General features: G+C 70.9%; 14 protein-coding genes. 6 read left to right on the forward strand and 8 right to left on the reverse strand.

The window, feature by feature from the left end; genetic code table 11:
- Positions 1-182: 182 nt before the first annotated feature.
- The 3 genes from ACFYNO_RS12270 to ACFYNO_RS12280 all read right to left on the reverse strand — a co-directional run bounded on the left by ACFYNO_RS12270 (position 183) and on the right by ACFYNO_RS12280 (position 6,923).
- Positions 183-4,310 (reverse strand): arabinofuranosidase catalytic domain-containing protein, encoded by a 4,128-nt coding sequence (locus ACFYNO_RS12270; protein ID WP_388009598.1) that lies wholly within the window; start codon positions 4,308-4,310, stop codon positions 183-185.
- 410 nt (positions 4,311-4,720) lie between these two features.
- On the reverse strand, positions 4,721-5,926 hold the full coding sequence (locus ACFYNO_RS12275; RefSeq protein WP_388009601.1) for an MFS transporter: 1,206 nt from the start codon (positions 5,924-5,926) through the stop codon (positions 4,721-4,723).
- Positions 5,927-6,056: 130 nt separating this feature from the next.
- A complete protein-coding gene (locus ACFYNO_RS12280; RefSeq protein WP_388009604.1) occupies positions 6,057-6,923 on the reverse strand; it encodes a hypothetical protein in 867 nt (288 codons plus the stop codon).
- Positions 6,924-7,109: 186 nt separating this feature from the next.
- On the opposite strand from ACFYNO_RS12280, the gene ACFYNO_RS12285 reads away from it, so the two are divergent.
- Both ACFYNO_RS12285 and ACFYNO_RS12290 read left to right on the forward strand, forming a co-directional pair.
- Positions 7,110-8,015: a LysR family transcriptional regulator gene (locus tag ACFYNO_RS12285; protein ID WP_388009607.1), complete on the forward strand. Its 906-nt coding sequence runs from the start codon at positions 7,110-7,112 to the stop codon at positions 8,013-8,015.
- A 284-nt stretch (positions 8,016-8,299) separates the two neighbouring features.
- Positions 8,300-9,031 (forward strand): hypothetical protein, encoded by a 732-nt coding sequence (locus ACFYNO_RS12290; RefSeq protein ID WP_388009610.1) that lies wholly within the window; start codon positions 8,300-8,302, stop codon positions 9,029-9,031.
- A 64-nt stretch (positions 9,032-9,095) separates the two neighbouring features.
- On the opposite strand, the gene ACFYNO_RS12295 is transcribed toward ACFYNO_RS12290, so the two are convergent.
- The 3 genes from ACFYNO_RS12295 to ACFYNO_RS12305 all read right to left on the reverse strand — a co-directional run bounded on the left by ACFYNO_RS12295 (position 9,096) and on the right by ACFYNO_RS12305 (position 11,960).
- A complete protein-coding gene (locus tag ACFYNO_RS12295) occupies positions 9,096-10,472 on the reverse strand; it encodes a bifunctional phosphatase PAP2/diacylglycerol kinase family protein (RefSeq protein ID WP_388009613.1) in 1,377 nt (458 codons plus the stop codon).
- A 372-nt stretch (positions 10,473-10,844) separates the two neighbouring features.
- Positions 10,845-11,015 carry a hydrophobic protein gene (locus tag ACFYNO_RS12300; protein ID WP_388009616.1) on the reverse strand — a complete coding sequence of 57 codons (171 nt, stop codon included), beginning with the start codon at positions 11,013-11,015 and terminating at the stop codon, positions 10,845-10,847.
- A gap of 189 nt (positions 11,016-11,204) precedes the next feature.
- Complete coding sequence (locus ACFYNO_RS12305) at positions 11,205-11,960, reverse strand: DeoR/GlpR family DNA-binding transcription regulator (RefSeq protein ID WP_388009619.1); 756 nt, start codon at positions 11,958-11,960, stop codon at positions 11,205-11,207.
- Between the two features lie 49 nt (positions 11,961-12,009).
- Between ACFYNO_RS12305 and ACFYNO_RS12310 the strand changes: the two genes are divergently transcribed.
- The gene (locus ACFYNO_RS12310; protein ID WP_388009622.1) at positions 12,010-12,393 is read left to right on the forward strand and encodes a DUF4406 domain-containing protein; all 384 of its coding nucleotides are present in this window, start codon (positions 12,010-12,012) and stop codon (positions 12,391-12,393) included.
- 139 nt (positions 12,394-12,532) lie between these two features.
- Here ACFYNO_RS12310 and ACFYNO_RS12315 read toward each other — a convergent pair whose 3' ends face one another.
- Positions 12,533-13,399, reverse strand: a complete 867-nt coding sequence (locus tag ACFYNO_RS12315) for a helix-turn-helix transcriptional regulator (protein WP_388009625.1) — start codon at positions 13,397-13,399, stop codon at positions 12,533-12,535.
- A 209-nt stretch (positions 13,400-13,608) separates the two neighbouring features.
- Here ACFYNO_RS12315 and ACFYNO_RS12320 point away from each other — a divergent pair, with 209 nt between their 5' ends.
- Positions 13,609-14,625, forward strand: a complete 1,017-nt coding sequence (locus ACFYNO_RS12320; RefSeq protein ID WP_388009628.1) for a zinc-dependent alcohol dehydrogenase family protein — start codon at positions 13,609-13,611, stop codon at positions 14,623-14,625.
- 28 nt (positions 14,626-14,653) lie between these two features.
- Positions 14,654-15,064 (forward strand): cupin domain-containing protein, encoded by a 411-nt coding sequence (locus ACFYNO_RS12325; RefSeq protein WP_388009631.1) that lies wholly within the window; start codon positions 14,654-14,656, stop codon positions 15,062-15,064.
- Positions 15,065-15,162: 98 nt separating this feature from the next.
- Here ACFYNO_RS12325 and ACFYNO_RS12330 read toward each other — a convergent pair whose 3' ends face one another.
- Positions 15,163-15,723 carry a TetR/AcrR family transcriptional regulator gene (locus ACFYNO_RS12330; protein ID WP_388009634.1) on the reverse strand — a complete coding sequence of 187 codons (561 nt, stop codon included), beginning with the start codon at positions 15,721-15,723 and terminating at the stop codon, positions 15,163-15,165.
- Positions 15,724-15,837: 114 nt separating this feature from the next.
- On the opposite strand from ACFYNO_RS12330, the gene ACFYNO_RS12335 reads away from it, so the two are divergent.
- Positions 15,838-16,524, forward strand: a complete 687-nt coding sequence (locus tag ACFYNO_RS12335) for an SDR family oxidoreductase (protein ID WP_388009637.1) — start codon at positions 15,838-15,840, stop codon at positions 16,522-16,524.
- Positions 16,525-16,611: the final 87 nt, after the last annotated feature.

Raw genomic sequence — 16,611 nt, forward strand, 5'->3', positions numbered from 1 at the left:
CCCGGCGGGCCGGCCGCCAGCGCACCGCATGGCCGCACACCCGAGGGAGCGGGAGCTGTCCGGCCTCATCGCCGCATTCGTCGGAAAGGCCGTTCCCGCCGGGCGGCGGGAACGGCCTTCGGAGTGCGTCGACGCGGTCCGGGACGACGGGAGGTGAACCCGCGGCCCGTCGATCCCGGTGGTTACAGGGGCGGGATGTGGTAGATCGTCGACAGGTCCTGGGTGGACCAGGCGTCGCCTATCGCGGGCAGATAGGTCTCCTGCAGGTCCATGCTGCCCGCGTCGACCGTGAAGAGGCTGGTCCAGGTCAGGCCGCCGTTGGCGGCGTAGTGGACCAGCGGCGACGGCGGCACCACCGAGGAGCTCGGCGTGTGGTAGTTCGCCGACAGGTCCTGGGTGGACCAGGCGTCGCCCATCGCGGGCAGATAGGTCTCCCGCAGGTCGTGGCTGCCCGCGTCGACCGTGTAGACGCTGACGTAGCCCGAGTGGTAGAGCGCGACCGGAGGCATGTCCGGACTCACTGCCTGCGTGTGGTAGTTCGCCGACAGGTCCTGGGCGGACCAGGCGTCACCCATGGCCGGCAGGTAGGCCTCCCACAGGTGTCCGTCCGACATGTCCACGGTGTAGACGCTGACGTAGCCGTCGTGGGCGATGGCGGTCGGCGACGCGTGCGTCCTGGGCGTGTGGTAGTTCGCCGACAGGTCCTGGGTGGACCAGGCGTCGCCCATCGCCGGCAGGTAGGTCTCCCGCAGGTCGTTGGTGGCCGCGTCGACCGTGTAGACGCTGACGTAGCCGCCGTGGAGAAGGGCCACCGGGGACGTCATGGGCAGGACCTGCTGGGCGCCGTAGTTCTTGGACAGGTCCTGGGTCTGCCACCGGTCGCCCGGGAAGCCGGCGGCGGGCAGGAAGGTCTCCTGGAGGTCGCCCGCGTCCCCCTTGTCCGCGTCGACCGTGTAGACGCTGACGTACCCGTCGTGGAAGACGACGGTCGGGGAGGTGCCGGCCGCGACCGACGGGACTTGGTAGGTCGCGGAGAGGTCCTGGCTGAGCCACTTCCCGCCCATCGCCGGCAGGTAGGTCTCCCGCAGGTGCTGGTCGGAGCCGTCGACCGTGAAGACGCTGGTGAAGCCGTCGTGGACCAGCGCCACGGGTGTGGTGAAGTCCTCCACGCCCTGGGCCCCGTAGTTCGACAGGTTCTGGGTCTGCCAGGCACCGCCCATGGCGGGCAGGTAGTTCTCCTCGAGGCTGTGGTCGGGGTTGACCGTGAACGTACTGGTGTAGCCGTCGTGGTCGACCGACCAGCCCGACTGGGAGGACTGCGGCACGGCGACGGGCGGGGTGCCGTAGTTGGCGGAGATGTCCTGGGACTTCCACGCCGAGCCCGGGAACCCGACGTTGGTCAGATAGGTCTCCTGCAGGTCGTTGTCGAACTGGTTGACCGTGAAGACGCTGGTCCAGTCGAGGTTCCCGCTCGCGTCCGGGTGAACCAGCACGATCGGGGTCTGGTAGGTCGGCGGCGTGCCGTAGTTCGCCGACAGGTCCTGGGTGAGCCAGTTCTGCCCGACGGCGGGCAGGTAGGTCTCCTGGAGGTGGAGGCTGCCCTGGTCGACCGTGTAGACGCTGGTGAAGTCCATGTGGACCAGCGCCACCGGGGCTGTGCCCGGGGCTGCGGCCGGGGTGCCGTACTTCGCCGACAGGTCCTGGGTCTGCCACGGGTTGCCGGGGAAGCCGGCGTTGGGCAGGTAGGTCTCCTGCAGGTGCCGGTCCCGCTCGTTCACCGAGTAGACGCTGGTGAAGCCGCAGCTCGGCGACGCGCCGCCCGCCCCGGCGGTGTGCATCACGGCGGTCGGTGTCGTGTCCGTCTTCGGGGTGCCGTACTTCGCCGACAGGTCCTGGCTGGACCAGGAGCCGCCGATGGCCGGCAGGAAGGTCTCCTGCAGGTCGTGGTCGCCGTCGACGGTGTAGACGCTGGTGTAGCCGCAGTGGACGAGGGCGACCGGGGACGTCCCGGACTCGACCTTCGGGGTGCCGTAGTTCGCCGACAGGTCCTGGGTGGCCCAGCTCTGGCTGATCAGGGTCAGATAGGTCTCCTGCAGATCACCGTTCCGGTCGACGGTGTAGACGCTGGTGAAGCCGCAGGCCGAGGCCGAGCCGGTCGCCCCGGCGTAGTGCACGACGGCGGTCGGTGTCGTGTCGGTCGGCGGGGTGCCGTACTTGGCGGTCAGGTCCTGGGTGGTCCAACTGCCGCCGATGGCGGGCAGGTAGGTCTCCTGCAGGTCGCCGTTGGCCGCGTCGACCGTGTAGACGCTGGTGAAGCCGCAGTGCACCACCGACACCGGCTGGGTGCCCGGCATGACGGCCGGGGTGCCGTACTTGGCGGACAGGTCCTGATTGCTCCAGCTGTCGCCCATGGCGGGCAGGTAGCTCTCCCGCAGGTGACCGTCGGAGGAGTCCACCGTGTACACGCTGGAGTAGCCGGCGGCGTCCTTGCCGGTCGCGCCCGCGGTGTGGACCACCGCCTGCCCGGCCGCGCTCGGGGCCGCTCCCTGGGTGGCGCCGCCCGTACCGGCGGAGTCGCCCTGGTAGTCGGCGGAGACGATGTCGGCCTGGACGGCGGCGTCGGCGACGTCGGACGGGTAGCCGGCGGTCATGACGCCCTCGAAGAACGAGCCGACCGCCCAGTTGCTGTTGTCACCTCCGGTGCCCAGGACGATCGCGCCCTCCTGCTGCATCGGCTTGTAGCCGCCGATGGTCGGCAGCCCTCCGTCGTACCAGGTGGTCAGACCGCCGGAGTTCGCGTCACCGCCGCGGAGCGAGTAGGTCGTCTGCCCGTTGTTCTTCAACATGGCGGTGACGTAGTTCTTGCCGATCAGCCCGGTGTTGGCGGTGTTCGAACCGTCTCCGCCCTGGAACAGGCCGTTCTCCAGGTCGGCCTCGACCCAGGGGCCGGTGCCGGTGCACGGCGCGAAGTAGCACGTCGTACTGAAGTTGACGGAGTCCATGTGCCCGTTGCCGGTGTCGAGGTTGTTCGCCTCGGCGTTGCCGAAGTCGAAGCAGCAGCCGTCGTTGACCCGCGTGCCACTGGCCACCATGTACATGCCCTCGGCGGCGCCGTTGGTCGCGATGCCGGTCGTGGCATCGTCCCGGTAGCCGGTGTGCCCCGGGAAGCTGATGCCGTACGCCTTGTGACCGGCCACGGTGATGGGCAGCGCGGTCGCGCTGGCCGGACCGTCCGCCGAGGCGGCACCGCCGGTGCCCTCGATGGTCAGGTCGTTCTGCTGGGGCGACTGGTCATAGATCTCGGAGATGGTGCAGGAGGTGTCGGCGCAGAAGGAGTCCTGCGTCGCGGCGTTGACGTAGCCGCCGACCGACAGCAGTCCGATGTCGGCCGTCGTGTTGTCGGAGGCACGCTGCACCTGGTAGAGCGGGCCGCCGTAGGAGGAGAACAGTGCGCGGGTCGTGCTGTAGGCGGCTGTGCAGGGGGCACCCGCGGTGTCTTCGCCGTAGATGTCGCAGGGCAGGCTTCCTGGCGCCGACGGGTTGGCGTTGGCCTCGTTCACCGCCACCACCACCAATGCCCCCAGCGCGACCAGTGACTCACCGACGCCGGCCACGACGGTGGGTGCCTTGTCCCACAGCACCTGGAACCTTTGCGCCATCGCTTGCAGGTGGTCACCGATGAACGTCAACGTATCCGGGAGGGTGGTCTTGGCGAACGGGCCGACCCACTTCTCCCAGACGAAGCCGAGGGACGCCGCGATCAGCGTCTTGACGAGGATGTCCGCCCAGGCCTTCGGCGTCTTGACGTCGCCGTCGATAATGTGCTGCATCAGCGATGTGGCGAACGCGGAGAAGCCACTGGCGACGGGGGTGCAGATGACCGGAACCAGCGCGGCGCCGAATCCTGAAAACGTCAGCCAGGTGACGCACGCTGCTCTGCCCACGAGCCAGATCATGCCGACCACCACGAGTGTGATCGTCGATTGCCAGAACGTCTGGCTGGTCTGCACCTCCGAGGCCGGGATGCTGAAGGTCACGGCCGAGCCGTCGGGGCTCAGGTCCAGCCTGAGGTCGGTGTCCACCAGTCCCGAGATGTCACCGCCGTACTCCGCGACGTTCCGCTTGAGCTGGCCGGCCAGGCTGACGTGCTCCCTGATGTCCTCGGTGGTGACCGTGTTCGTCGCCTCCTGCAAGGCGGCCGGGGTGATACCGAGGTCCGACGCGCTCACGGTGATCGAGAAGTCCCCGTTGGAGGCGAACACCGAGGAGGTGTCCGCCCGCGCGGGCGTCGAGGAGAGGACCCCGACCAACCCGACTAACAGGGTCAGGGCTGTCAAGATCGGAAGCCACCCGAAGGGTTTTCCGAGAAACAGTCGTATTCCATGACTTTTTTGCAACAGTGATTCCCTATGCTCGCGCCCCGGCGGCGATGGCTTGTCCGGGGCGGCTGTCGACAGGAGAAGAGCTCCAGCGCTTTCTGTGTGACCGACCATGAGGGCCCGCCAGCAGCTGGGGCGGCACGGCGCCATGAGAGCGCTCCCATCCCCGGCCCCGTGCGGAACCAGTCTGTCGGAGTGTTCGTCGGGTCCGAAGTGAGCACGACAAGGAGCACCATACTGGCCTTCCTGTGCATGCCAGGATCGCCACTGTGAGCAGAAGGTGAACGAGCGTCCGTGTACACCGGGTCTGTCACAGCCCGCGGCTCGAGGAGAGTGCCCTCTCATGGCGTCCGTCCGGCCATCGACTCCTCGCGCGGCGTGGGAACGGGACGGTCGTGGCTCTGGGGCGTTCGCCCGCCGGCGGCCAGGGCGAGGGCTGCGCCGAGGACGGCGGGTATGGCGAAGACGACGAAGTTCCACCGAGGTGCCAGGCCGGCCGCGAGGATCCAGCCGCCGAGCGTGGGACCGGCGATCGCGCCGATGCGGCCGACGCCGAGCGTGACGCCCACCGCGCTGGCCCTCGCGGTCACCGGGTAGCTGCGGGAGATGTACACGTTGATCAGCCCCTGGACCCCGACCGCGCCGCAGCCGGCGATGAACGCGATGCCGTAGAGCACGGCGAGCGGCAGTCTGGCGCTCATGGCGATGATCGCGGCGGCTCCGAGGGCGAAACTGGCCGTGACCGGTCCCTTCGATCCGCCACGGTCGGCCAGCAGGGCCATGGAGAGCCCGCCGACGGTGGCGCCGAGGTTCAGCAGCATGAGGAAGGTCTGCGAGGAGCCCAGCGGGTAGTCCGCCGCCTGCATCAGCTGCGGCAGCCAGGTGTTCATGCCGAAGATGAGCAGGAACGACACGGCCGCCATGGCGCAGAACAGCAGTGTGGTGCCGCGGTAGGGCGGCTTCAGCACCAGACGCACACCACGGCTGCCGAGAGCGGGGAGCGGTGTGCTCATCGCCTGGTGATATTCCGTCGACTCGGGCAACCAGGCGTAGGCCGCGGGCAGCAGGAGCAGACCGGCGATGCCGCCGACCAGGTACTCCGGCTGGAAGCCGTGCCCGCCCAGCAAGGTGTTGGCGGCCAGGGCCGCGAACGCACCGCCGATGGCGGTCCCGCACTGCACGATCCCCGAATACAGGTTCTTCCGTCTGTCGGGGGCGAGTTCGAAGATGAGCGGGGTCATCGCCGGATAGATCGCACCGACCCCGAACCCGACGACGAACCGGCCCGCGCCGAACAGGGACGGGAGGGGTGCCGCGGCGCAGGCGAACATCCCGGCGCTGACGATCGCGATGCTGACCAGGGTGGTCCGGCGGCGGCCGAACCGGTCGGTGAACTGGCCGACCAGCAGGGAGCCGACGAGCATGCCGACGGGGGTGAGGCTGCCGAGCAGGCCGACCAGGGCAGCGGTGAGGTGCCAGGGGCGGTAGTGCAGCAGCAGTGGCGTGGTCGCGCCGAAGGCGACGAGGTCGAAGCCTTCCAGTGTCATCACCGCCAGGCCGACGACGAGTACGGTGCCTACCGACGCCGAAGGGCTTCGGGACGGCCTGCCGCCCGCGGGGGCGAACGCTGGTGTGCTCAATGGTCTGACTCCGTTCTCACCGGCGTCCGCCGGCCTTCTACGGTGTGGCCTCCGCCTCGGCGGGGCGGTCGGCATCGGAGCGAAGGTCTGCGGTGGCGTCGGTTCCGCGCACCGTCAGCAGTCCGAGCAGCGTGACGATGGCGATCGTCGCGACAAGGCTGATCCAGCCGGTACCCAGCTTCAGGCCGTCCTGCCGGGACGAGGACAGCCAGTCGGTGATCGAGGCGCCGAGCGGACGGGTGATGACGTAGGCGGACCAGAACGTGGCGACGGCGCCCAGACCCGCCCAGCGTCGCGCGGCGGCCGGGACGGCAATGGCGACGGCGAACAGCACGATCGAACCCAGGTACCCCAGGTGCAGCAGGCTGGCCGTCAGATCGCCGGCTTCGGTGCCGAGCGCGAACGTGGTCATCACCATCGCCCAGTAGAAGCGTTCCCGGCGCGGAGTGGTGATGCTGTGCACGGCCAGGGTCTTCTCCCGGGCGTTCCACCAGGCGAAGATCACGGCCAGCACGACCGAGAGCCCCACCGTGGTCACCAGGTACGGAAGACCGACCAGGAAGGTGAGGGCATCGGCGAGCATGGTGCCGAAGACGGCCACCATGGTCACGGCCGACCAGTAGATCCAGAGGCGGTAGCGGTCGCTGCGGAATTGGGCGACCAGTGCGACCGTCAACGCGATCGCGCCGCTCCCCAGGGCGATTCCCGGGTTCGTGTGGCTGACGAGGAAGTCCGAGAAGGTCTCGCCCATCCCGGTGGTGAGGATCTTGACGATCCAGAACAGTGCGGTGATTTCGGGGACTTTGACGGCGAGCCGCCGCGCGGATGCGGCGGCAGGTGTCGGGGCGTCGAGTAGGCCGGACGTACCCGCCGGGCGTGAGTGATCGGCCGCGACGCCCCTCATGCCCGGGCCACCTGACCGGTGTCGGGCATGACCGGTTCGATATCCGCGAGGTACCGGTCGAGCAGGGCGGCGGGCAGGGGCTGATCCGAGGTGCCCCTCGTCGTGTGGTTGATCATGCGTCAATTCTTGGTGCCCGCCGCGGCTGGTGTCCAAGAGCGGTTCGGCCTTCAGCGATAACCTGGAGGCATGGCCGAACTAGAGACGCGCGAGCTCGAGTACTTCCTCGCAGTCGCCGACGAACTGCACTTCGGCCGGGCCGCCGTCCGGCTCTCGATCGCCCAGCCCGCGCTGTCGAAGGCCGTCCGGCGGATCGAGACCCGGCTCGGCGTCGCGCTCTTCGTCCGCTCCAGCCGGCACGTCGAACTCACCCCGGCGGGAGAGGCGTTGCAGGAACACGGTCGGCACGTGCTCAACTCGGTCAGCGCCGCCGTCCGGCACGCCCAGCGCGCCGGCGACACCCAGGCCCATCTGCGGCTCGTGCTCAAGCCCGGCGGTGACGCCGGCCTGCTGTCCGGGATCCTGGCCGAATACGCACACCAGCCCGACGCCCGCCAGGTGGACATCCTGTTCAGCGGCCCCGCCGACCGCGCCGACATCCTGCGCGACGGCCGGGCCGACGTCGGCCTGCTCTACGTGCCGCTCGACGACCTCGCCGGCTTGGCCCACGAGACGCTGTACATCGAGGACCGCGTGGTCATCGTCCCGGCCGGGCACCGGCTGGCGGGGCACACTTCGGCGTGCCTGGCCGATCTGGAGGGCGAGACGCTGCCGCGCTGGAAGGGAATCCCCGGGGGCGACGGCACCGGCCCCGAGGTCGCCGACGTGGTCCAGTTGTTCGACATGATCAAGATGCACCGGATGATCGGCGTGCTGCCCCGCTCGCTGGTCGAACCGGTCCCGGCCGGCCTGGTCTGCCTCCCGGTGTCCGACGCGCCGCCCAGCCGCCTCGTGCTCGCCTGGAACGACCAGGACCGCCGACCGCTGGTCGCGTCCTTCGTGGCCGCCGCGCTCAGGCCGCGCCGGCCCGAAACCCGGTTGAACCTCGACCATCCGGGCGTCCCCTCGGAACAGGCTGCGTTGAAGGTGCGCTAGGACTGTCCGATGGTCCGGGCCGGCCGAGGACCGGGCCGAGCAGGGCAAACCGATTTCGTGGGAAGGCCACGGTCCGCTGATCGGGTATGCAACCGGCCCGGCTGGGCAGACGATCTACCAACCCGGCACGAAGGAGGCACACCGTGGTCCCGCGCTTCTTGTCCGCTGGTCGGTGGCGATCTTCGTCCTCCTCGTGTGGCTGATCGGCTCATCGCCCGGGGCACCGACCGCGGCCGGCAGCGGGTTCACCACGGCTCGCCGCTGACCAAGGAGGTATCGGCTCGATGACCGCGCATCATCCGGACACGCCGCGCCCGGGCCTGTCGAAGCGTCACCCCCGGCATGAGCGGCGGGGCGAGGCCCGGCTGCCCGGGGTGATCGCCACCCTCGTCGCCGTGCTGCTGTACCTCGCGCTGCCCGAGCGCCTGGTCGTCGGACCGCGCTACGTTCTGCCCGCGCTGGAAGTCCTGCTGCTGATCCCGCTGATCGCCGTCAACCCGCGCCGCCTCACCCGGCAGAACCGCTTCTCCCGGACCGTGTCGCTGGTGCTGGTCGCCGTCATCGGCATCAGCAACCTCGTCGTGCTCGGGCTGCTGGTGAGGGCGCTCGTGTCCAGCGACGTCAAGAACGGCGGCGCGCTGCTGCTGGCGGCCCTGCAGGTGTGGGCGACCGACATCATCGTCTTCGGCCTCGCCTTCTGGGAACTCGACCGCGGAGGCCCGGTCGTGCGGACCCAGGCACCGCGCTCCCAGCTGCCGGCCGCGGACTTCCGGTTCTCCCAGGACGAGAACCACGACGCCGTCGAGGAGGTCGCCGACGGCTCGAGCCGCTCCAGCGACTGGACGCCCGCGCTGGTCGACTACCTGTACGTGTCGGTGACCAACTCCACCGCGTTCAGCCCGACCGACACGATGCCGCTCACCACCCGCGCCAAACTCCTGATGAGCATCGAGAGCATCGCCGCGCTGATCACCTCGCTGCTCGTCATCGCCCGTGCCGTCAGCGCCCTGCAGTAGGCCCCCGGCTCACTGCGAACGCGCCTGCGCGGGGTGCCGGCCCGGGCCGGCACCCCGCCGAAGCTCAGGGGACCGCGGGGTGAAGGGGCCGGTAGACGGTCAGAGCGGCTGAAGCCTTGGTTAGGCGCAGTCGGGTGGGAGCGGGCAGGGCCTCGCCGTCGACAGCGAACTGTTCGACCTCCTGCAGCCCCGTGATGTCGAGGGCGCTCAAGCGGGCCTCGTGGTAGACGGGAGAGCTGCCGAGGGTGCCGGTGAGGAAGGCGAGCAGGAGGCGGGTGCGGGCGAAGGGGTGGCTGCCGTCGATCGCGCGGATGTCGAGCAGTCCGCCGTCCAGTTCGCTGCGGTGGGTGGGGGCGAATCCGGGCGGGTCGTAGGCGCCGTTGCCGGCGAAGAGCATCCACACGCTCCGGGGTGTCCCGGAGACGGTCAGCTGTACGGGTTGGGCCTTGGGTAGGACGCGGGCGAGGGCGACGACCAGGGCGGGCCACTTGCCCAGGCGCTTCTCCAGGCTTTCGCGGACGCGGACGAGCTCCGGGTAGACGCCGATGCTGAAGGTGTTGAGAAACGGGTGCGGGTCACCGTCGTCGCCGATGGCCAGGCCGAGGTCGACGGCGCGGGCGCTGCCGGCCCTGACCGCTTCGGCGGTGGAGCGCACCGTGTGGGTACCCAGGTCGACGGCGAAGTGGTTGAGGGTGCCGCCGGGGAACACCGCCAGCGGCAGGCCATGGCCGGCGGCGACGGTCGCGGCCAGGTTGACGCTGCCGTCCCCGCCGCAGATGCCGAGCGCCCCGTTCGCCTTGAGGGCCGCGGCGGCCGCCTGGTCCAGCAGGACGGCGAGGTCGTCGCCCTCGACGCACAGCCGGACGTCGGCGTCGGGCAGTTCACGGCGCAGTTCCTCGACGATCTGCTCGTGGGTGCCGGTCCCCGGAACGGCGCCGGAGCCCGCGCTGCCGTTGACCACGATGTGGAGGCCTTCGCCGGTGGGCAGTGCTGGTGCGTCCACGGCGGGGGCCGCGGTGCTGGCCGGGCGCTGGTTGCGGCGGGGCCACCAACGCAGAGTGAGGGCGGCCGTTCCGGCGCCGAGGGCGGCTCCGGCCAGGACGTCGCCGGGGTAGTGGACACCGGTATAGACGCGTGAGGCCATGACGGCGGCGGCCACGGGCGCGGCTGCGGCGCCCAGGAGCGGGGACTCGATGGCCAGGGCGGTGGCGAAGGCCGCGGCCGAGGCCGAGTGCCCGGAGGGGAACGAACTGGTGACGGGCTGCTTGAGCAGGCGCCGCACCACGGGTACGGGGTCGAGCAGGGGGCGGGGGCGGCGGGTGAGCCCCTTGGCGGCGACGTTGGCCAGGGCGGAGGCGAGCAGCAGGGAGCCCGCGCCGCGCAGTGCGGCTCGCCGCGCGGTGCGGTTGCCGGTGACGCCCAGCAGCGCGGCGCCACCCATCCACAGCTTCCCGTGATCGGCGAGGCGCGTCAGGTGGGAGAGCCACGGGTCGGCCCCGCGAAGGCGACGGGAAGCAACCTGGACGAACAGGCGGGCGTCGAGATCGTTCAGGGCTTTCCTCATACGGGTTTTCTCTTTCTCGTCCGGGCGGGTATCGAGGGAGGCTTCCAGGAGCGCCGACCCGGAATTCGGCCGTCGCCGCCGGTGCGATGACACCTCAGTGGATGGGGGCCGGCGTGCAGTCGGCCACTACCGGGCTGCGGGCCGTAAAACCGTCGGGAAGGCGCCCCAGCGTTGCGTCACGGCTCGCGTCTGGGGCGCATCCAGGAAGGATGCGCCCCAGACGCGAGCCGTCGAGATGCGCGAAAACGGCTACCAGCGGTACCAGCGGCCGCGACTGCCGGAGGCGCCGGTGCCGCGGGCGACGAATCCCAGCAGCCAGACGACGAACACGACGACGGCAATCCACCACAGGGCCTTGAGGGCGAAACCGGCGCCGAAAAGGATCAGGGCCAACAGAAGAACCAGAAGCAGCGGAACCATGGCGAGAAACCTCCCAGTCGGTGATGGCACTCGGATGCCCCGACCTGGCACAGATATTCTTCCCCGCTTTTCTGCGCGCCGGTGGAGGCGTTCCCGTAGCCCGTGCTGCACGATCGGTGGCCCGGCGGATCGCCTTTCCCGGACCGAGGGTGTCCTGATCTCCTGCGATTCCGCATCGCGCCGTGGTCTTCAGGCTGCCAGGATCTCCACGCCGTGTGCGGCGAGCCGGCCGAGGACCGCATGGGAGGGGTCCGCGTCGGTGATCAGTCCGCTGACCTCCTCCCAGGGCAGGACGCGGAACCGGGAGGCGGTACCGATCTTCTCGGAGGAGGCGAGGATGTAGGTGTCCGCGGCCCGTGCGGCCAGGGCCCGTTTCATCGCGGCCTCCTCGGCGTCGCCGGTGGTGAGGCCCGCCTCGTGGTGGACACCGGTGACGCCGAGCAGGCACAGGTCGGCTGAGACGTTCTGGGCGGCCTCGACCGCTGCCGCGCCGCAGGTGACCGCCGAGTGCTTGTACAGCCGGCCGCCGAGCAGGAAGACCTCGGCCCGGGGGTGGTCGAGCAGTGCGGCCGCGATCGTCGGGCTGTGGGTGATCACGGTGCAGGCCAGGTCCGGCGGGAGGGCGTGGGCGACGGCGAGGGCGGTGGTGCCGCCGTCCAGGATCAGCGCGCTGTCGGGCCGTACGAGCGCGGCAGCGCGCACGGCGACCCGCCGTTTGCCGTCGGGGGTGACGGATTGCCGGACGGAGTAGTCCGCGATGGCCGGTGAGACGGGCAGCGCCCCGCCGTAGACGCGCTGGCACAGTCCCTCGGCGGCGAGGTCGCGCAGATCGCGGCGCACGCTGTCCTCGGAGATGCCCAGGTCGGCGGCGACCTCCTTGGCGACGATCTTGCCCTCGCGGGCGAGCAGGTCGAGCAGGTGGTCGCGTCTCTCGGCAGCCAGCATCCGTACTTCCTCATGTTCTTGCACGTTTCTGCATGTATCGTAGCGCACCATGACCGACAAGCCCATGCTCATCCTCATCGCCGGCCCGTACCGCTCCGGAACCGACGGCGACCCGCAGGCCATGGCCGCGAACCTCGCCCGCCTCGAAGCGGCGGCCTGGCCCGTCTTCGCCGCCGGCCACGTCCCCGTGATCGGGGAATGGATCGCACTGCCCGTCCTGCGCTCGGCGGGCGCGGGCCCCACCTCCCCGCTCGCCGACCAGGTCCTCTACCCGACCGCCGAACGGCTGCTCGCCCACTGCGACGCGGTGCTCCGGCTTCCCGGCGAATCCACCGGGGCCGACCAGGACGTCGCCACCGCCCGCCGCCGCGGCCTGCCCGTCTACCACGACGTGGACGAAATCCCCCGCCACACCCCGCAGTTGAGCGTGTGAAGACCCGCCCCGGCATCGACACCCCCGACCACCGCGGCGGCGGGGGCTGATCACACAGGCCCGCGGTCCGCAAGAGCGCTGCCGCCCAGGCCCGCGCCCAGCAGCGTCATACGCGCCCTCACCGCCCAGCTCGCCGAACTCAAGCGGCGGCTTCCCGGGTGGCGGCCCAGGTGGCGAGCAGGCGCAGGCCCTGTTCGTCGGGGCTGCCGGGCTGGGCGGTGTAGACGGTGAGGGTCAGGCCGGGGGCGGCGGCCATGTGCATGCCTTCGTAGGCGAGGGTGAGGTCGCCGACGGCCGCGTGGTGGAAGCGCTTGGTGCCGGTGCCGTGGTGGCGGACGTTGTGGGCGCCCCAGCGGGTGCGGAAGTCGTCGCTGCGAGTGGAGAGTTCGCCGACGAGGTCGTGGAGGTCCTTGTCGTGGGGGTCGCGGCCGGCCTCGGTGCGCAGGATGGCGACGGTGATGTCGGCGGCCTGGTCCCAGTCGGGGTAGAAGCGGCGGGCGGCGGGGTCGAGGAACTGGTAGCGGGCCAGGTTGCCCTGGTTGGCGGGAGTGTCGTAGACCTCGGTGTAGAAGGCGCGGGCGAGCTGGTTGGCGGCGAGCAGGTCCATGCGGCCGTTGCGGACGAACGCCGGGCCGCCGGTGATCGCGTCGAGCATCCACTGGAGCCCAGGGTGCGCGGTCCACTGCCGGGTAGTGCGGCGGCGGGGGCGGGCGAGGGTGTCGGAGCCGTCGGCGGCCTGGGCGAGGTGCAGCAGGTGGGCTCGTTCGGCGTCGTCGAGTTGCAGGGCGCGGGCGACGGCCTCCAGGACGGCCGGGGAGGCGCCGGCGAGACTGCCGCGTTCCAGCTTGGCGTAGTACTCGACGCTCAGGTCGGCGAGGGCGGCGACCTCGCTGCGGCGCAGACCGGGCACGCGTCGGCGGGGGCCCGAGGGCATGCCGGCCTGCTCGGGGGTGATCTTCGCGCGCCGCGAGGTGAGGAACTCGCGGACTTCTCGGCTGTTGTCCACGCCTTCGACGGTACGGCGCGCCGGGTCCGCGAGGGGTGCACTGCCGGTACACCCTTCACCGGTGACTCGCTGCGGACGCCGGTAGGGGGTTGTCTGGAAGGCGTGGCGCTCCCCCGGACCGGCCCCGGCCGGTCGGCGAGGACGCGCCCGCATCCCCGCGGTGGCCCGTACGACGGGCCGCCGCACCCCGGAACGCGAAGGAAGACCCCATGCGCGGCGCAGTGATCCACGCCCCCGGCGACGTCCGCTTCGAGACCGTGGACGACGCGAAGATCCTCAAGCCCACCGACGCAGTCATCCGGACGGCCGTCACCTGCGTGTGCGGCTCCGACCTGTGGCCCTACCGCGGCGCGGAGCCGATCGGCGACCCGCACCCGATGGGCCACGAGTATGTCGGCTTCGTGGAGGAGGTCGGCTCGGAGGTGACCGGCCTGCGCCCGGGCCAGTTCGTCGTGGGCTCGTTCGCGACCTCGGACAACACCTGCCCGAACTGCCGAAACGGCTTCCAGTCGAACTGCCTGCACCGGGAGTTCATGTCCACCTGCCAGGCCGAGTACGTGCGCATCCCCAACGCCGCCGGCACCCTGGTCGCCCTCGACGAGGTCCCGGACGAGAGCTTGTGGCCGGGCCTGCTGGCGAACTCCGACGTGATGGGCACCGGCTGGTGGGCCGCCGACGCCGCCCGGGTGCGCCCCGGCGCGACCGCGGTGGTCGTCGGCGACGGCGCGGTCGGCCTGTGCGCGGTGATCGCCGCCAAGGAGATGGGCGCCGAGCGGATCATCGTCATGTCCCGCCACAAGTCCCGGCAGGAGCTCGCCCTGGAGTTCGGCGCCACCGACATCGTCACCGAGCGCGGCGAGGACGGCATCGCCGGAATCAGGGAACTGACCGGCGGCATCGGCGCCGACAGCGTCCTGGAGTGCGTCGGCACCGCCCAGGCCATGCAGCAGGCCCTGCACTCGGCCCGCCCCGGCGGCAGCGTCGGCTTCGTCGGCGTCCCCCACGAGGTCGCCGTCGACGGGCAGGAGCTGTTCTTCTCCCACGTCGGCCTGCGTGGCGGACCGGCCCCCGTGCGCCGCTACCTGCCCGACCTGAACGAGCGCGTGCTGACCGGCCGGATCGTCCCGGGCCGGGTCTTCGACCTGACCCTCCCCCTCGACCGGGTCGCCGAGGGCTACCAGGCCATGGACGAGCGCCGCGCCATCAAGACCCTCCTCACGCCCTGACCTGCCTGAACCGGACAAGGAGCACTCCGTGCAGATCACCCGCAGCTCGATCGACACCGCCAAGGGCCCGGCCGGCTGGTTCACCGGCGACGTCCACATCGACGCCGTCGCCGCCGCCCCTGCCCCGTCCCGGGTCAGCGCCAACCTCGTGCACTTCATGCCCGGCGCCCGCACCCACTGGCACCGCCACCCGCTGGGCCAGACCGTGTTCGTCACCGAAGGGGTCGGCCTGTGCCAGCGCCGCGGCGGCCCCATCGAGGTCATCCGGCCCGGCGACCGCGTGCTCTTCGAGGCCGACGAGGAGCACTGGCACGGCGCCGCCCCCAACCGGCTCATGGTCCACCTGGCCATCAACGAGGGCGACGACGACCACGACGTCGTGCACTGGCTGAGCCCCGTCACCGAGGACGAGTACACCGCCGCCCCCGCCATCGGCTGACACCAGGGCCCGCCACCGCCTCGCCGCCCGCTACCGGGCCGCGTCACCGCCGTCAACCTCCGCGGCGTCTGGGCCGCCATGAAGCACGGTGTTTCCGGTCAGTTGCCGGCCGTCAGTGCCTCGCGTGCGGTGGCGAGGATCTCCTCGGAGAGCGGGGAGCCTTTGGTGGCCCGGGACAGGACGAGGGCGCCGAGCATGGTGCACAGCCGGGTGATGCCGTCCTGGTCCTTGGTGGCGAGCCAGTCGGCGAAGTCGCCCACTCCCTGGGTGTAGACGCGGCGGGCCTCGCTCTGTCCGCCGTCGCGGGCCATGTCGGTGACGAGTGCGGCGGCGGGGCACCCGTCCGCCGCGCCGTCGCGGTGCTCGGCGGAGAGGTAGGCGTCGATCAGCGCCCGCTGGGCGGCGTCGCGCTGCCCGGCGTACTGATCGAGCCCGTCCTTGTGGTGCTGGGCGAGTTCGCCGAACGCGTGGGCGGTGGCTTCGTCGATGAGCGCCTCCTTGGAGGCGAACTGCTTGTAGAAGCCGCCGTGGGTCAGACCGGCCGCCTTCATGAGGTCGGCGACGCTGACGTGGGTCCCCTGTTCCCGGAACAGGCGGGAGGCGGTTTCCACGACCCGCCGGCGGTTCTCCTCCGCCTGCGCCTGTGATACGCGGCCCATCGGCCACCTCCCGATTGGATGTCGACTGGCATCTATCTTAGACCAGTGGTTAGATTGCAGTCGTAATCTAATTGGCGCGGTCGCCTGAAGGCGGCCGAGGCACTGGGAGTGGGCATGGAACTGAAGGACGCGGTAGCAGTGGTCACCGGCGCCAACCGGGGGCTCGGGCGGCACCTGGCCGCCCAGCTCGTGGAACGCGGGGCCAAGGTGTACGCGGCGGCCCGCCGCCCCGAAACGGTGGACCTTCCGGGTGTCATCCCGCTGCGGCTCGACGTGACGGACGCGGAGTCGATCCGGGCGGCGGCTCGCACCGCTTCCGACGCGACGCTGCTGGTCAACAACGCGGGCGTCTCCACCGGAACGCCCCTGATGACGGGCAGCCCGGACCTGGTGCGCCTGGAGATGGAGGTGAACTTCTTCGGCCCGCTCGCCGTGACGCGGGCTTTCGCCCCGGTCATCGAGTCCAACGGCGGCGGCGCCGTGCTCAACGTGCTGTCGGTCCTGTCCTGGCTGCACCCGGCCGGCCTCGGCGCCTACGCCGCGGCGAAGGCCGCGGCATGGGCGCTGACCGGCGCGGTCCGGGAGGAGCTGGCGCCCCGGAACATCGCCGTCTCCGCGCTGCACGTCGGATACATGGACACGGACATGGCCGCGAGCGTTCCCGCCGACCAGAAGACCGACCCCGCCGAGGTCGCCGCCCAGGCGCTGGCCGGCATTGAGCGGGCACTGCCCGAGATCCTCGCCGACGAGACCACCCGGCACGTGAAGCGGAGCCTGGCCGCATCGCCGCACGCAGCGTGAGGCGCGCCCGCCGCATCGGCGCGGGGCGTGATGGACCAGCAGGGAATACCAGAAATCAGCTCGTACCGGGGCAGCCCGAAGCGGAGA

Origin of the sequence: Kitasatospora sp. NPDC006697 (assembly GCF_042869935.1) — a bacterium.
Lineage (GTDB): Bacteria > Actinomycetota > Actinomycetes > Streptomycetales > Streptomycetaceae > Kitasatospora.

Bases quoted from the DNA above. Each gene is read 5' to 3' on its own strand.
- ACFYNO_RS12275 (WP_388009601.1), bottom strand. From the start codon at position 5,926: ATGACACTGGAAGGCTTCGACCTCGTCGCCTTCGGCGCGACCACGCCA.
- ACFYNO_RS12280 (WP_388009604.1), bottom strand. From the start codon at position 6,923: ATGAGGGGCGTCGCGGCCGATCACTCACGCCCGGCGGGTACGTCCGGC.
- ACFYNO_RS12285 (WP_388009607.1), top strand. From the start codon at position 7,110: ATGGCCGAACTAGAGACGCGCGAGCTCGAGTACTTCCTCGCAGTCGCC.
- ACFYNO_RS12290 (WP_388009610.1), top strand. From the start codon at position 8,300: ATGACCGCGCATCATCCGGACACGCCGCGCCCGGGCCTGTCGAAGCGT.
- ACFYNO_RS12295 (WP_388009613.1), bottom strand. From the start codon at position 10,472: ATGGGTGGCGCCGCGCTGCTGGGCGTCACCGGCAACCGCACCGCGCGG.
- ACFYNO_RS12300 (WP_388009616.1), bottom strand. From the start codon at position 11,015: ATGGTTCCGCTGCTTCTGGTTCTTCTGTTGGCCCTGATCCTTTTCGGC.
- ACFYNO_RS12305 (WP_388009619.1), bottom strand. From the start codon at position 11,960: ATGCTGGCTGCCGAGAGACGCGACCACCTGCTCGACCTGCTCGCCCGC.
- ACFYNO_RS12310 (WP_388009622.1), top strand. From the start codon at position 12,010: ATGACCGACAAGCCCATGCTCATCCTCATCGCCGGCCCGTACCGCTCC.
- ACFYNO_RS12320 (WP_388009628.1), top strand. From the start codon at position 13,609: ATGCGCGGCGCAGTGATCCACGCCCCCGGCGACGTCCGCTTCGAGACC.
- ACFYNO_RS12330 (WP_388009634.1), bottom strand. From the start codon at position 15,723: ATGGGCCGCGTATCACAGGCGCAGGCGGAGGAGAACCGCCGGCGGGTC.
- ACFYNO_RS12335 (WP_388009637.1), top strand. From the start codon at position 15,838: ATGGAACTGAAGGACGCGGTAGCAGTGGTCACCGGCGCCAACCGGGGG.